This is a genomic window from Bacteroidota bacterium (assembly GCA_016714535.1).
GTDB lineage: Bacteria > Bacteroidota > Bacteroidia > AKYH767-A > OLB10 > JADKFV01.
Genome location: JADKDR010000005.1, coordinates 1 through 15,741, shown reverse-complemented (window position 1 = coordinate 15,741; position 15,741 = coordinate 1). Strand labels below are relative to the sequence as shown.

The window sequence follows — 15,741 nt, the reverse complement described above, 5'->3', positions numbered from 1 at the left end:
TAAATTTTAAACCAATAATAAAAATGAAAAAAAAATCTATGAATTTACTGCGTCTTTTAATGTTGACATGCCTTGGCATAACAGCTATAACAGGCGTTCAGGCTACTCACCTTGCAGGTATGGAAATGGTATTTGAATATCTTAGCGGTCAAACGTATCGTATTAAGGTGAACTATTATCGTGATTGTGGTGGTGTCGCGGCCCGTCCAAGTTTAATATTGCAATACACAAGCACTGCGTGCCAATTTAGCGATACTATCAGTATTTATCCTGATGGTACGGTTACCGAAATTTCGGATGTATGCGCTACTGCGGTTACAACTTGCAATGGTGGCAGTGCTCCAGGCATTCAGCGTTATGTTTATACCATAGACCTTACCTTGCCATTTCAATGTGCCGACTGGAAGATTGGTGTTGCTGACTTTGCCCGTAATCTTCCTATCACTACTATTAATAATCCTAATAATACTGCATTATATGTAGAGGCCAAGATTAATAATACCGGAACCCTTAATAATAACAGCCCTACCTTTACAAACGACCCGGTTGGGTTTGCCTGCATTGGTCAGCCATTTACGTATAATCAGGGTGCAGTGGATGTTGATGGCGATTCGTTGGTATATGAATTAGTTACACCTCAGGGCTGTAATACCAGCGGTGGTCAAATTTCATATCCGCTTGTTCCAAATAATGTAAGCTTTATAGCTCCTTTTACAACCACCAACCCATTGCCATCAAGCACTTCATTTGCGTTAAGCCCATTTAACGGCACTCTAAATTTCACTCCTAATGCAGCTGCGGTAGGTATTTTGGCTGTACGTGTGAAAGAATTTCGTAATGGTTTGTTAATAGCAACCGTACTTCGCGACATGCAGTTTCAAACCGTATCATGTGCAAACAATACATTACCCGGTGCCTCGGGAGTAAATGGTACCACCACTTATACCGTGAATACATGCCTAGGCGATTCAGTTACATTTTTTGTTAACAGTACCGATGCTGAGCAAGCACAAGTGGTAACCATGTCGTCCAATGTAGCACAATCTATACCTGCCGCTGTATATACCATAAGTGGAGGCAACCGCCCAACAGGAACTTTTAGTTGGTATCCCACCTCTAATGATATTGGTGCAAATACATTTACAGTAGAAGTTAAAGATAATGCCTGCCCAACCAACGGTGTGCAGGTTTTTACTTATACAATTAATGTTGGTAGTGTAAATGTAACAGCAACTGCTTTGCAAGACGATGTATCGACTACAGTAAACGGTGGAGCGGCTCCTTATACTTACTTATGGAGCAATAGCGCTACTACCAGCACCCTTACCAATGTTGCAGCAGGAACCTATACCGTAACAGTTACTGACAAGAATGGCTGTACAGGTGTTGCCGTAGTTGTTGTTGCCCCTGTAAATTGCGAAGTTAAATTTGGAGCAAACTATGTAAATCCTACATGTGGATATTGTAATGGCTCTATTGTTTTGTTTGTACATGCCGGCACAGCTCCATATTCATATTTGTGGAGTAATGGAAAGACAAGCAAAAACAATCAAAACGCATGTTCAGGTTATTATACGGTAACAGTTACTGATGCTAATGGCTGCACTGTTACTGGAACCTTCTTGTTAACCGGCACGCAAAAAATTAATGTTGCTGTTGCTGTTGACTCTTGTCTTGCTAATTGCAAAGGAAAGCTTACAGCTAATCCAACTAATGGAGTAACGCCATACACCTATTTATGGTCGACCGGAGCAACAACTAAAAAGATAATAAATCTTTGCAATGGAATGTATACTATTACCGTTACAGACAAGAATGGTTGCACCAGATCAGTAAAGAAAAGAGTTAAAGGATGCGGCACACAGCGTTTTGGAGATGATGATGCCGAAGGAATGGAATCTGATGCAGATTTTGCAATTTTCCCAAATCCTAGCAACAATGCATTTACGGTGCAGAACTTCTCTGGAAAGGCGCAACAAGTTAATGTAATTGATGTTACAGGCAAAACTATATACACCAACCAATTAAATGAGCAGCTTATATTCGGAAACGAATTGCAGCAAGGTGTGTACATTATCCGCCTTACCGATGGGGATAAAGTTGAAACCTATAAGCTCATTAAAGTAAATTAAAGCAACGAAAATTGATTTAATTAAAAACCGGATGCATCTAGTATCCGGTTTTTTTATAGATACACTTTCTCAAAATGGGGGTGTTGCTGCTTGAAGTCCTTGGCAAGCATTTCCTTTCTGAAAACATTTCGTTCGACTAATCTCTGGCAATAGTTATATTACTAACTTTAACACGTGCAATTAACTTGCGCAGTAGTTGATGCAATTACGTTACATTTTCAGAAGATTGCGAAGGGACCAGCGCACAAACCAAAATCAATAGAAATTATTAAATATGAAAGCAATTGTATATACGAAATACGGACCACCCGAAGTTGCCCAATTAATGGAAGTTCCTAAACCAACACCAAAAGCCAAAGAAGTATTGGTTAAGGTTTATGCGTCTACAGTAAACCGCACAGACTCTGGTTTTCGAAGTGCCGAATATTTTGTTTCCCGATTTTGGAGTGGCCTTTTTAAACCAAAGTATCAAATATTGGGTAGCGAATTTGCAGGCATAATTGAAGCCCTTGGGCCAGGTGTAACACTATTTAAAAAAGGAGACAAAGTTTTTGGGTTTAATGAACAAACATTTGGTGGGCATGGAGAATACATGGCAATTGCAGAAACAAGCGCTCTTACAACAATGCCTGAGGACATTAGCTTTGAAAAAGCGGCAGCCCTTACAGAAGGAGCACATTATGCCCTGGTTGATATACGAGCAGCAAAAGTTAAGCATGGACAAGATGTTTTAGTTTATGGTGCCACAGGAGCTATTGGTTCGGCAGCTGTGCAACTATTAAAACATTTTGGAGCAGTGGTAACTGCCGTATGCAACACAAAAAATGTTGCTCTTGTAAAATCTATAGGTGCCGATACGGTAGTTGATTATCAAACTCAGGACTTTACAGTTACCGAAAAAAAATATGAATTTATTTTTGATGCAGTTGGCAAAAGTTCATTTGGAGAATGCAAGCCGCTGCTAACAAAAAAAGGAATTTACATCTCGACCGAACTGGGAAAAAATGGAGAGAACATACTCCTTGCACTTACCACTCCACTTTGGGGTGGTAAAAAACTTTTATTCCCATTGCCTTCAATAACCAAACAGGATGTGATATTCTTAAAAGAACTTTTTCAAAAAGGTGAATACAGCCCTGTTATTGACCGCGAATACAAATTAGATCAAATTGTGGAAGCATACAAATATGTTGAAACAGGACAAAAAACGGGCAACGTTATTTTAAAAGTTGCTTTGACCAATACAAATCTTTAAAAAAGATTTGAATACGTTAGTAGCCAGAAACTTGTACCAGAAAATCAACGAACTATTTTCTTGAGTGAACATAGTTTCAGTTAACGAAGAAGGGATTAAAGAAGTAAAAAAAAGAAGGGTTTAGAAGCACTACTGTTCGTTTACCTACACTGTTTATTAGAAGCTCAATTGTTTGATTACCTCTCAAAGCCCTTCTTTTTTTTATTTCTTTTAATCTTACTGTTATATGCATACTGCTACTCTTGCCACGAAGATAAGTAGATTCAAGTTCGTACGAATGTTTGTAGAAACGATTTACATTTATTGCTCTGTCGTATCTAGTTGGCACGAACCTGTTACGTACTGTCGCATACGCAAACTTGCCAGCTCTTTTTTATTCTTCTTCCATTAAAAAATAAGAAAGGAAAAATAAAAAAGAGCTTGCAAGTGCGTTGGAGTTTAATAATTATTATTTTATAACAATAAGTTTTCTTGTACTTACAAAAGCAGAAGTTTGAACTTGAACGAGGTAAACTCCATCTACGAAATCAGTTGTGCTTACTTCTAACTTTTCTGAATTGATGTTGGCGGTTTTGTATATAATTTTTCCGGTGATATCAGAAATAGTTGCTGTTACTTCGTTGAGATTATTTGGCAACACTATGGTAAGCTGATTGGTGGCAGGATTGGGATATAACTTCCAATCCATTTCGAAAGTGTTTTCTGAAAGACCAACCAGCCCCGAAAGCACTTTTATGTTGTCGATATAGATGCCTTTGAATTTAGTAGTGAGAGTAAAATTGACCCAATCAAAGCCTATCTGAACTTCTCCTGTGAGGCTATCCGGTATATCAAGCCTAATTGTTTTCCATTGACTTGAATTCGGAATAAATGCAACATTGGTGGTTGCTGTTTTTAAGGAATCGGGTAATAAGCCCGGTTCTGGATGAAGTGCATTGCTCTCTGAATTATATTCTGGGTTTCCCTGCATATCGGTGCGATCATAAACGCATGGTTTTTTCCAGGTAACCCGAAGTCCACCGTTTATAGGCAAGCCACCTGCACTCATTCCCAATGCCACCCTGAATTCTAATTTACGACCAGGTGCCGGCACCTGACTCAAATCGAAATTGTGGGTAAAAAAGGTACTTAAATAGTATAAACTGCTATCCAGTTTTATTGAGTAGGTACCTGAATCAGCGGCCAAGTTAGTAATCGACCATTTTTTTCCTAACAAACCCCATTTTGCAATTTGTGCATTTAATATAGTGTCTTCAAAAGATTCTGTATTAGAAGAATTGTAAGTTACTTCAGCAGGTTCAATCCGTATCATTTTTAAAATAGTGTCATTACCAAAACTGTTACTCACAATTAACTTCACACTGTAATAACCACTATCAGGAAAAACTACAGATGGAAAAGTATCAGTTGACATGGCAGGAATTCCACCGGTAAATTCCCATTGATAGGAAGTAGCATTAACAGATGCAGCCTCATAAAACTGAACAGGATTACCTGCACAAAGCCATCCTGCAAAATTGCCGTAACCAAAATCAGCCACAGGTGCATTTTGACAAAGTGGAAGTATTGTATCAACTCCGGTTGCAGCAAGGTTTGCAGGTGTCCAAAGTGCAGCACGCCATTCATTTCTGGCAAGACATGTTCGTACCCGGTCTGCCTGCCCTTGGGTAAACATATTCGTGCAAAGTGAATAGTCCATCATATTGTTAAACATATCTCCATCAGGTCCGTTTCCGCAAGAGATATGAGGGAAAACCGGGCAACCTGCACTTGCTTCGTCCTGTAACGGTGTATCTGCTACGTCATCATCATCACCGCATCCCGGCCCTGAACCAAATGTGTGACCCAAACTAAGATTATGTCCTATTTCATGCGACAATATATGGCCACGCTGACCGGGGAGCAGTCCGTTGAATCCATCAGCAAGCGCATGATAACTCACCATCAATATATCAAGACCGGGAGGATCAGTTTGTCCGCTATCAGCAGATGCCCGGTATGCTACTCCAAATATCATTGGAGAAAATGCGTCAATAAACTTTACCACATAGACATTCATATACTTGGTATGATCCCATGTAAATCCAGACATTAGGGAAGCGTTTTGATAAGCGGCAGTATAAGGAGTATAAGCCCTGTCAATTCCATCGGTACAATTCCCTTGTGGATCAATTCGAGCCAGCCGGAATTCAACTTTAGGATTTCCGCGCAACGGATGAAAGGCTGCAGGAATATCAAACGTATCAGGGTTCTGACTGTTGAAATCCTGATTCAGAATTTCCAGCGTCCTTTGTATATGACTTTTTGAAATGTTTTCAGCACCACCCTGTGTAAGAACATGGAAAACTGTGGGAATAATAATAACCGAATCACCATTTACAAGCGTGTCAATTTTAGAAGCCGATGTAGTAGTTGATTGCACTGTTCCACAATATTTTTGCAAGTCAATCTGTGTAAATCCACAATGAGGAATTGCCAGTAGTGTAATTAATATACTGCATATTTGAATGATAGTTTTTTTCATGATGATTTTGTTTTAGAATTACTTTCTACTTACAAAGGTATTCCTGTAAAAAAAAATATTTCTGACTTACGACATACCCATTCATGATTTATATCATGGAGAAATGTTTCTTAAAAACATTGACGATGGAATTTTTTTGCCGAAGTGTTCGGAGCGTGTCACTTTCGGATAGCAATGACGGTCAATCGGAGCGGAAAGCAGTTGCCTATAACATCAACATTTCTACTCCTACTTACTTTAATGCAATGTAAGAAAATGCAAACGTGTTGAAATTGTTGAGTTGTAAAAAATTAAGAATGTGATACTATGGTATATGCCTAGCATTGGTAGTACTAAAACAAATTTCCCTTTTGCTTTAGCAAAAGCATCTATGCAGCCTTTTCCATCTGCCCAGCTATGTTGTCGAGTTTGCCAATTATCTGCTCAAAGAACTGGCGTTCGCGAGCACGGACACGCTTATTAAGAACAAAATATACAAACAAACCCCATGCAACCAAGGCAGTATACGTTGCGATGCGATAAACCGGTATTAAAGACGATGTTAACTCACGTAAGTATAACGCCAATCCAAAAAACAAAATTAGCATGTAAGCTATGGCACCCCATGTAGCATATTTATTTCTACTCAGGTGTTGTGCTCTTACTTTTTGCAAATACTCAGCTGCAGGTAATGTACTATAATCGGCAGTAAGCATGCGGTAATGTGTATATTCAAAATACATGTAAAGAAGCATTGCTGCCAACATAATACAAATTCCGATGTAGGTAAGTTGCGATTGAAAATCGATTGTAATAAGCAACGCCAAACAAACCACTACCGGTATTAATAGCTGGGCAAGCATGCGGAATATATTGCGTGCAAGCTGACTGCGTACCTCGCCAATTTGCATATACGTTCGTTGCACATCTGGCAGCGATTCGGGTTGATGATCTTCCCATATCTTTTTTATATCTTCAAATTCTCCGGTCATCTTTTGTTTTTTTTTTACATTCCGTTTTTTATAAAGGTTGACTCATAGGTGGTTTCTACTTTTTTATAAATTTCTGAGAGCGTATTTTTTATCCTGTGAATCTTTACACGCAGATTACCCTCGCTAATGCCTGCTATGGCTGCAATCTCGGGGTACGGCACATCGTCCAGCACCATGCTTATAAGGATCCTTTCCGATTCCTCGAGTAACGAAATACTCTTATAGAGCATTTTAACTTTAACGTGCTTATCGGATTTTTCTTCCTGATGTGTTTCAATTATAAAATCATTTAGCTCATCGCTCGGTCTGTTTTTCTGTTTGCGTAAATGTGCAAGGCAGGTGTTCACTGCTATCCTATATAACCAGGTGCTGAGCATGGCCTCTTCACGAAATTTATCCAGGTTGTTCCATGCCTTTACAAACACATCCTGCATAAGGTCCTGTGCTACGTCTTCATCGCCTGTATAGCCAAGGCACAATTTGTAAATGCGCCTTTTATTTGCATTATACATATCGTCAAACATTTCGCGCTTGTCGCCTTGCATACGTGGGTGGTTTACTCTATTGATTGCTTACTATCACTTTTGTTACAAAATATCATGCAGGTATAATGCATCTTGCATGCGAACCCCCTTGGGTGTAATTTTTAAACTACAAACTTCTACGGTTGGGTCATGTTCAAAATAGAGATAAAAATTATTGGCAGCAGCTTCATTCAGAAACTTCTCTTTCTCTATCATGGTAGTAAGCGGAAAGGTATCGTAACCCATAACATACGGCACTGGTATATGATGCGATGATGGAATCATATCGGCTACATACACGATTGTTTTTTCTTTGTATTTAATTACGGGATGTATCATTCCTTCGGTGTGACCGTTGCTAACAAGTATGCTTATACCCGGAGCTATTTCATCTCCCTCACTACAAAATTTAAGGTGCCCGCTTTCTTCAATAGGCTCAATATTTTCTTTTAAAAACTTGCTTTTTCGCGAGCATTAGGATTCCTGGTCATGTTCCAATGTGCCTCACTGCTCCAGTAAGTAGCGTTAGGAAACGACAGCTCCAATTTGGTTCGGTCGTCATTATATTTTACACTGCCTCCGCAATGATCAAAGTGCAAATGCGTAAGCACCACATCGGTAATATCGTTAAAATCATATCCGGCATTGTGAATAGATTTTTGCAAAGTATCTTCGCCATGAAGGTAATAATAGCTGAAAAATTTATCGCCCTGCTTCTCCCCTATTCCATTATCAATAAGTACCAGGCGGTTACCGGTTTCAACCAGCAGGCAACGCATGGCCCAGCTACACATATTGTTTTCGTCAGCAGGGTTAAGACTTTGCCAAATACTCTTAGGCACCACACCAAACATAGCACCTCCGTCAAGTTTAAACATTCCTGTATTTATGGTAAATAATTTCATTGCTTTTTTTTAGCGAAGTAATAAAATAAATGCTCACAAAAGTATGTTGATGAATTCAACTTTATTTGGAACTAACCATGCGCTGCAACTACCATACATGTGCTACTATTGCATACAGAAAGTAAACGTATATGAATGTACATTTTATAGCGATAGGAGGTGCGGCCATGCACAATCTTGCGTTAGCCCTGCATCATAAGGGACTGACCGTAACCGGTAGTGATGATGAAATAAATGAGCCATCGCGTTCGCGATTGGCCACCTACCGCTTGCTCCCTGAAAAAATTGGTTGGTTTCCTGAAAAAATTTCGACTAACCTGGATGCTATCATTTTGGGAATGCATGCGCGCATCGATAATCCTGAACTGCTGCGTGCGCAGCAGTTGGGGCTACCCATATTTTCTTATCCCGAATACATTTACGAACAATCGAAAAATAAAAAACGTATTGTGATTGGTGGTAGTCATGGCAAAACAACCATTACCAGCATGATCATGCATGTGCTGAAAAAAGCAAGCAAAAATTTTGACTACCTTGTAGGAAGTATGATTACAGGATTTGATACCATGGTGAGACTATCCGATGCCCCCGTTATCATAATTGAAGGTGATGAATACCTTGCCTCTCCCATCGACCGCAGGCCCAAGTTTCATCTATACAAAGCCGATGTTGGAATTATTTCGGGCATTGCCTGGGACCATATTAATGTGTTTCCAACTTTTGAAAATTACTATGAGCAGTTTGAACTATTTGCAAAACAAATTCCAGCTGATGGAAAATTAATTGGTTGCGCTGAGGATGAACAAGTAGCACAATTGATGAAAAGCGATGCTATACATGCCATGCGCATTACTTATAATTTGCCCGCTTACGAAACAGAAGACGATGTTACTTATATCATTTATGAAAATATAAAATATCCGATTTCTATTTTTGAAAAACATAATGTGATCAACAGGGAGGCAGCTATACTTGCCTGTGCAGAAGCAGGAATATATACGCACGAATTCTATAAATTGATAGCAGACTTTACCGGTGCAGCACGAAGGCTTGAGTTGGTTGGCCGTAAAGATGATTTTGTTTTCTATAAAGATTTTGCCCATGCACCATCAAAGGTAAAAGCTACTGTTGATGCAGTGCGTGAGCAATTTCCAAAACATAAATTAATAGCCTGTTTAGAGTTGCACACATTTAGCAGTTTGAATAAAACATTCCTGCTTGATTACCGTGGATGTCTTGACAATGCAGATACAGCAGTGGTGTACTTTAATCATCACACCATTGCACATAAAAAATTAGAAGCACTAAGCGAAGAATTTGTAACCACTTGTTTTGGTGGAAAAGTAACTGTGCTTACCGACTCTGCCATGCTGAAACAAATGCTACTAGATGCTCCTAAATCAAATACGGTATTGCTAATGATGAGCAGTGGCACTTTTGATGGAATAAATTTAAATAAATTGATGGATGAATTTTTTGAGATATAATAATAATCACACGTTATTCAATTTGATTGATGTTTTGCATCAAAAATTGTGTGATACTTTTTGTCTCAAATACATTAATATCAATTCAGCTAATTGCCTGCTCGGTTACAGGTCAATAAATTTTGATTTTGGATATTCATTAAATTTAATTGCCTCATAGCTTGTCTATTAAAAAATATTGTTTATACTTTCATCTATCAATTTTGGCTTAAGGCCGCAAACGTGTTGTGATTTGCTTTCAGTTTGTATCTTTGAAATATCATCAACAGTTTTGCCATCTGCCCGATAGTCATTAATAGTTGTGATTTGCTTTCAGTTTGTATCTTTGAAATATCATCAACAGTATATGACTCGCTCCTGATTTCCAATTATTGTTGTGATTTGCTTTCAGTTTGTATCTTTGAAATATCATCAACAGTCATGAAGTGTTTATGCCTCCGTTGACTACCGTTGTGATTTGCTTTCAGTTTGTATCTTTGAAATATCATCAACAGTTAAGGCATAAGTCCGCGACTCAGTTGTGATTTGCTTTCAGTTTGTATCTTTGAAATATCATCAACAGTTGGTTATTGGCGTTCTTGATGCCTACAATAGTTGTGATTTGCTTTCAGTTTGTATCTTTGAAATATCATCAACAGTGCTTAGGCGCGAGGGTCGTGAGATGTGGGCGTTGTGATTTGCTTTCAGTTTGTATCTTTGAAATATCATCAACAGTGCTTAGGCGCGAGGGTCGTGAGATGTGGGCGTTGTGATTTGCTTTCAGTTTGTATCTTTGAAATATCATCAACAGTGCAATTGTTTCAGTTGGTGGATTTGCTTTCAGTTTGTATCTTTGAAATATCATCAACAGTATTAGACTGTGCTTTCACTTGAAGTATCATCAACAGTTATGGTTGTGATTTGCTTTCAGTTTGTATCTTTGAAATATCATCAACAGTTAGTTAATTTTCACGATTTGTTTGCTGTGTCTTTGAAATCATCAACTGTCTGGTTTGATTTGCTTTCAGTTTGTATCTTTGAAATATCATCAACAGTTTTGTCATTGTATCGTGTGCACTGCAGTTGTGATTTGCTTTCAGTTTGTATCTTTGAAATATCATCAACAGTGATTGAAGGAAATTAAAAAATGGTATACCGGTTGTGATTTGCTTTCAGTTTGTATCTTTGAAATATCATCAACAGTAAATAAATAAAGTCAACTTGCATCTTTAGGTTGTGATTTGCTTTCAGTTTGTATCTTTGAAATATCATCAACAGTTTCTGAGGGGCCCGCTGAGGGGCCCGCTCGGGGTTGTGATTTGCTTTCAGTTTGTATCTTTGAAATATCATCAACAGTATTTAAGGAGAGAGGATTAAATTATTCTTTGTTGTGATTTGCTTTCAGTTTGTATCTTTGAAATATCATCAACAGTTAAGGCACCGCCTATAATTAGAACAGAAGTGTTGTGATTTGCTTTCAGTTTGTATCTTTGAAATATCATCAACAGTTTTTTTAATGTTTGGGCAGTGTAGGATGCTGTTGTGATTTGCTTTCAGTTTGTATCTTTGAAATATCATCAACAGTCGAAAAATATTTAATGACGTAACTATCTACGTTGTGATTTGCTTTCAGTTTGTATCTTTGAAATATCATCAACAGTCTGATCGGAGCAGCTAGCCATCAGTGTTGTGATTTGCTTTCAGTTTGTATCTTTGAAATATCATCAACAGTAACGGTATTCCATTCAGTGGTTGTGATTTGCTTTCAGTTTGTATCTTTGAAATATCATCAACAGTATTACATTTTCAAACTTGGCTAAATCCTGAGTTGTGATTTGCTTTCAGTTTGTATCTTTGAAATATCATCAACAGTCCACAGCAACGTTCTTCCTACAAGACATTAGTTGTGATTTGCTTTCAGTTTGTATCTTTGAAATATCATCAACAGTATTTTTTAAGAGAGGATATAAATTATTCTATGTTGTGATTTGCTTTCAGTTTGTATCTTTGAAATATCATCAACAGTATAACTCGCTCCTGATCACTCCAATTATTGGTTGTGATTTGCTTTCAGTTTGTATCTTTGAAATATCATCAACAGTTTGTGGCAAAATTATCTATTTCCAAAAATTAGTTGTGATTTGCTTTCAGTTTGTATCTTTGAAATATCATCAACAGTTTCACATTACCAAGTAACCAGCCTTGTGTTGTGATTTGCTTTCAGTTTGTATCTTTGAAATATCATCAACAGTTATAATGGTCTTGATATTACTAAACCAGTTGTTGTGATTTGCTTTCAGTTTGTATCTTTGAAATATCATCAACAGTAATTCAATGTGGCATATCTGCCTTACGTTGGTTGTGATTTGCTTTCAGTTTGTATCTTTGAAATATCATCAACAGTCGCAACTTCGCACTTCACGCACAGATAAGTTGTTGTGATTTGCTTTCAGTTTGTATCTTTGAAATATCATCAACAGTTTGTAGGTTATCCAATTGAATATACATGGTTGTGATTTGCTTTCAGTTTGTATCTTTGAAATATCATCAACGCGTTTGGGTTGGGGTTGAAGTTGGTTGTGATTTGCTTTCAGTTTGTATCTTTGAAATATCATCAACAGTAACCTTGTTCCGCTTCCTTTTGCTTGATATGTTGTGATTTGCTTTCAGTTTGTATCTTTGAAATATCATCAACAGTATATATTGGCTTAAACCCTTTATTGTAGGCGTTTTTGATGATAATTAGGATTAAAAAAATGGTAGCTGTTGAGTAAAATTATCCCGCCCTGTGCGGGATTTTTTATTTCTAAAACAATTCTAACTGCTGTGGTATGTTGGGCAACTTTGCAGGTTTTTTTCCATAAAATATTTCCATGTCACCAAACTGTTTATCGGTAATTTGCAGTATGCCCACCTTGCCATGTTCGGGCAGGCTTTTGGTTACACGTTTTTTGTGCACATTGGCATTTTCGCTGCTTGCACTGTGGCGAATGTATGAGCTAAATTGAAACATGCTGAAACCATCTTGCAACAAATCTTTACGGAATTTTGCTGCAGCTTTACGTTCTGCCTTGGTTTCGGTTGGCAAATCGTACATTACAAATGTCCACATAATGCGATAGGCGTTTAGGCGTTCGAGGTTCATTTTTATTTAGTTTTGAAGGTTGAGAAGGTTTTGAAGGTTGAGAAAGTTTAATAGTCCAGACACTAAGGTATGGATGCCTGGCGAAGTTTGAGCATTTATTTGTTTATAAGTCGTTAACTAAAATCTGTATTTAAAACTGAAAACTATATTCCAAACTGAAAACTTCCTCAACTGTAAACTGAAATTAAAACTGACAACTGTATTCCAAACTGAAAACTTCCTCAACTGAAAACAGCATTTAAAACTGAAAACTTCCCCAACTACATTTCTGGATAAAGCAATTTGCGCCATTCGCCTTCGAAGCATTTTACAAGGCTTACGGCTGTGCGTTGTGTTGCTATCATGAGTGGGCTTTTTTCGCCATCAATTATTACATCCATCACCGGAACTTTTAGCAGTTCGGCTTTATCGCTTTTTTCCAATTCTTCTTTTATTCCGTTGGCTGCTATCCATTGCATTACTAGTATATCGGCAAATGGCCTGTAGGGTTCCATCAAATCATCGGCAAGGCAATAGGCATTGTAGCGGTTGGCGTGGTGTATGCCTAATGTAGGTAACAGACCTGCGGCTACTATGCTGCGTGCCATGGTGGCGCGCAATATAGCATAGGCATAATTGAAATAATTGTTGGGTGGTATGCCTTCGCGGTGTCGTCTAAAGCCCATCACATGCTGCAAAATGTGTTGCCAGTAATAGGCGGCCGCTGTTGCTTCCACATTATCGCTATCGCCACTTTTTACATTGCGGTACAATGGTATAAGGTAGCCGTTATCGACACCCAATTGCGTTAACAATGCTGCCTGATTTTTTATTTTTTGCCCTATGGTTTGCGCCCACAATTGTTTTTTCAATGGCTCGCTTGCTTCCAATTGTGTGCGGTAGCGTTCGTTTTGTATGGTATTGCTTTGCAATGCCAACAACAATCCTACCGGGTGATGCCGGGCATCGCACGATACTACTGCCACATTATTATCGAGCAGGTATTGCAATACTGCATGCGATAATGTAATTTGATAATTGTCGAATACCACCACGCCAATATCTTCAACAGGTATAGATGCAGCAGTTACAAAGGTTAGCAATTGGCTTGCGCTTTCCTTTTGTGCAGTGGGTGGTACTTGTACAACCAATTGCGCTTTGCTTATGCTTAAATAAGCTGGATTGCCAAAATACAATGTTCGTTTTATCATAACGGTTTTATTTAATCTGTACCATTGATTAATCCTTTCAGGGTTTGAAACCCTTGAAGGGATATACTGCATCTACAACTCTAAATCAAGTATAAATCTTTCGCTAACAGGTGATTGATGTAATGCTTTAAAATTATTTAAATCATCAAACCACTTCAATGCTTCATCGCGATTTATTTTTGTAGGATGGTTGGTAAGAAAGGAATGATACGAAGAATATTTCCAGTCATGGGCACTTTTTACAAAACCATGCGCAATTGGATTTAGATGTATGTAATGAATAAGGTTGATAAAGTAATCGGTTGTAAAAACTTGTTTGCGTTTATAGCGGTGATTGAATAAACTACCCATTCGACCACGCTCTTTATTAATTGCTTTAGAATAAGCGTTAAAAAAATTCGAAAACTGCTGCGATACAAAAACCTCCGAGGTTTTTAAAACCTCGGAGGTTTGCTGCTGCTCGACAACTATATCATCCTTTATACGAACAAAAAAATGAAAATGATTTGGCATTGAACAGTAAGCAAATGTATCGGCAATTGGATGGATGTACTCAACATATTTTTCCAAAAAATACAAATAATTGGCCTCGCTATTAAATAAATTTTCGTTACCATTAGCATGATTATAAATGTGGTAATAACAGCCGGGCAATAAGGGTTCAAGTTTTTGTGGCATGGTAGAATGTTTTTCAATTTGTTACTTCAATTATAAAGTTCCTTGTTCTAAACCTAATCGTTCTAATCCTCCTCTTGATAAACCTCCGAGGTTTTTTAAACCTCGGAGGTTTGCTACAGCAATTAATCTTCTTCTCCAACTGTAACAATTTTACCCAAATGATTAATTCGAACTTTTATAGTTTTTGACATTGGGGAAAGGCTTCTAATATTTATAAAAGCAACCTCCTTTAACTCATTCCTGTCAATCACGTTGGTTTCTAAATGATGCCTAAACATATAGTTCTTGCTTGCCAATTTCTGGACTCTAAACAAATATGGGCTTATCAAATGATAGTTATCAGGATTATGTAAATCAATTTCATGTGGATTAAATCCTGTCTTTTCATCATGAAAAACAAAGCACTCATTTTGTTTCATAGTAAACTGAAACTCCCAGCCTGCTTCTCTTTTAAAGCTTTTATCTATTGCCGATAGTCCTTGATTAACCCGCTCGACTGCTTCATAAAAAGAAACAACCATTTCTTGTAAATCGCCAATTTCATTTTTGTAAATTGCTACATGATGGTTGTTTCCAGTTTTAACAAAATCTACAGGAATTGTATTACCATTAAGATCCAAAATAAAATTACCATTATGATCCTTCTTGTCTCTTAAAGGAATTGCTTAATCTCAGGTTCAATAGTTACTCGCTTAATCGAGATACCTTTTTCTTTATTCAGCCAAATTGGATTATCGGCAAGATTTGAGAATGCTGCCTTTGCATCATTATTAAACTCTTTTAATCGTAATTCTAAAGCTAATTTAATTCGAGGTCAATCACCTTTTCTAATTTTAGTTCAGGTGTAACATCTTTTCGAATAGTATATACTGGTTCAAGCAGAAAAATTTTTTGCTTTATCAGAAATTTTATAAGACTGATGTTTATCTAAATAAATTGGATTTTATCAAA

At 37.7% G+C, this 15,741-nt stretch carries 10 protein-coding genes, 1 pseudogene and 3 CRISPR repeat arrays; of the genes and pseudogenes, 3 read left to right on the top strand and 8 right to left on the bottom strand.

The window, feature by feature from the left end:
* Positions 1-23 precede the first annotated feature (23 nt).
* Both IPO27_07680 and IPO27_07675 read left to right on the top strand, forming a co-directional pair.
* Positions 24-2,132 (top strand): T9SS type A sorting domain-containing protein, encoded by a 2,109-nt coding sequence (locus IPO27_07680; GenBank protein MBK8846413.1) that lies wholly within the window; start codon positions 24-26, stop codon positions 2,130-2,132.
* A gap of 274 nt (positions 2,133-2,406) precedes the next feature.
* Positions 2,407-3,387, top strand: a complete 981-nt coding sequence (locus tag IPO27_07675; protein MBK8846412.1) for an NAD(P)-dependent alcohol dehydrogenase — start codon at positions 2,407-2,409, stop codon at positions 3,385-3,387.
* A gap of 448 nt (positions 3,388-3,835) precedes the next feature.
* On the opposite strand, the gene IPO27_07670 is transcribed toward IPO27_07675, so the two are convergent.
* From IPO27_07670 to IPO27_07655, 4 genes and pseudogenes are all read right to left on the bottom strand, one after another.
* The gene (locus tag IPO27_07670; GenBank protein MBK8846411.1) at positions 3,836-5,911 is read right to left on the bottom strand and encodes a T9SS type A sorting domain-containing protein; all 2,076 of its coding nucleotides are present in this window, start codon (positions 5,909-5,911) and stop codon (positions 3,836-3,838) included.
* Between the two features lie 368 nt (positions 5,912-6,279).
* Positions 6,280-6,882 carry a hypothetical protein gene (locus tag IPO27_07665; GenBank protein MBK8846410.1) on the bottom strand — a complete coding sequence of 201 codons (603 nt, stop codon included), beginning with the start codon at positions 6,880-6,882 and terminating at the stop codon, positions 6,280-6,282.
* Positions 6,883-6,896: 14 nt separating this feature from the next.
* On the bottom strand, positions 6,897-7,427 hold the full coding sequence (locus tag IPO27_07660) for an RNA polymerase sigma factor (protein ID MBK8846409.1): 531 nt from the start codon (positions 7,425-7,427) through the stop codon (positions 6,897-6,899).
* A gap of 42 nt (positions 7,428-7,469) precedes the next feature.
* A pseudogene (locus tag IPO27_07655) lies at positions 7,470-8,311 on the bottom strand (MBL fold metallo-hydrolase).
* Between the two features lie 131 nt (positions 8,312-8,442).
* Here IPO27_07655 and IPO27_07650 point away from each other — a divergent pair.
* A complete protein-coding gene (locus IPO27_07650; protein MBK8846408.1) occupies positions 8,443-9,798 on the top strand; it encodes a peptidoglycan synthetase in 1,356 nt (451 codons plus the stop codon).
* Between the two features lie 224 nt (positions 9,799-10,022).
* Positions 10,023-10,589: a CRISPR direct-repeat array (repeat unit 46 nt; unit sequence GTTGTGATTTGCTTTCAGTTTGTATCTTTGAAATATCATCAACAGT).
* Positions 10,590-10,859: 270 nt separating this feature from the next.
* Positions 10,860-11,509: a CRISPR direct-repeat array (repeat unit 46 nt; unit sequence GTTGTGATTTGCTTTCAGTTTGTATCTTTGAAATATCATCAACAGT).
* A 95-nt stretch (positions 11,510-11,604) separates the two neighbouring features.
* A CRISPR array of direct repeats spans positions 11,605-12,029; the repeat unit is 46 nt; unit sequence GTTGTGATTTGCTTTCAGTTTGTATCTTTGAAATATCATCAACAGT.
* Positions 12,030-12,583: 554 nt separating this feature from the next.
* Here IPO27_07650 and cas2 read toward each other — a convergent pair.
* The 4 genes from cas2 to IPO27_07630 all read right to left on the bottom strand — a co-directional run bounded on the left by cas2 (position 12,584) and on the right by IPO27_07630 (position 15,410).
* Positions 12,584-12,922 carry a CRISPR-associated endonuclease Cas2 gene (cas2, locus tag IPO27_07645; protein MBK8846407.1) on the bottom strand — a complete coding sequence of 113 codons (339 nt, stop codon included), beginning with the start codon at positions 12,920-12,922 and terminating at the stop codon, positions 12,584-12,586.
* Positions 12,923-13,182: 260 nt separating this feature from the next.
* Positions 13,183-14,112, bottom strand: a complete 930-nt coding sequence (gene cas1, locus IPO27_07640) for a type II CRISPR-associated endonuclease Cas1 (protein MBK8846406.1) — start codon at positions 14,110-14,112, stop codon at positions 13,183-13,185.
* A 72-nt stretch (positions 14,113-14,184) separates the two neighbouring features.
* Positions 14,185-14,790, bottom strand: a complete 606-nt coding sequence (locus IPO27_07635) for a hypothetical protein (GenBank protein ID MBK8846405.1) — start codon at positions 14,788-14,790, stop codon at positions 14,185-14,187.
* A 122-nt stretch (positions 14,791-14,912) separates the two neighbouring features.
* Positions 14,913-15,410 carry a hypothetical protein gene (locus IPO27_07630; GenBank protein MBK8846404.1) on the bottom strand — a complete coding sequence of 166 codons (498 nt, stop codon included), beginning with the start codon at positions 15,408-15,410 and terminating at the stop codon, positions 14,913-14,915.
* Positions 15,411-15,741: the final 331 nt, after the last annotated feature.

Coding starts and splice junctions, on each gene's coding strand:
- IPO27_07680 (MBK8846413.1), top strand. CDS start 24: ATGAAAAAAAAATCTATGAATTTACTGCGTCTTTTAATGTTGACATGC.
- cas2 (MBK8846407.1), bottom strand. CDS start 12,922: ATGAACCTCGAACGCCTAAACGCCTATCGCATTATGTGGACATTTGTA.
- IPO27_07675 (MBK8846412.1), top strand. CDS start 2,407: ATGAAAGCAATTGTATATACGAAATACGGACCACCCGAAGTTGCCCAA.
- IPO27_07635 (MBK8846405.1), bottom strand. CDS start 14,790: ATGCCACAAAAACTTGAACCCTTATTGCCCGGCTGTTATTACCACATT.
- IPO27_07670 (MBK8846411.1), bottom strand. CDS start 5,911: ATGAAAAAAACTATCATTCAAATATGCAGTATATTAATTACACTACTG.
- IPO27_07665 (MBK8846410.1), bottom strand. CDS start 6,882: ATGACCGGAGAATTTGAAGATATAAAAAAGATATGGGAAGATCATCAA.
- IPO27_07660 (MBK8846409.1), bottom strand. CDS start 7,427: ATGCAAGGCGACAAGCGCGAAATGTTTGACGATATGTATAATGCAAAT.
- cas1 (MBK8846406.1), bottom strand. CDS start 14,112: ATGATAAAACGAACATTGTATTTTGGCAATCCAGCTTATTTAAGCATA.
- IPO27_07650 (MBK8846408.1), top strand. CDS start 8,443: ATGAATGTACATTTTATAGCGATAGGAGGTGCGGCCATGCACAATCTT.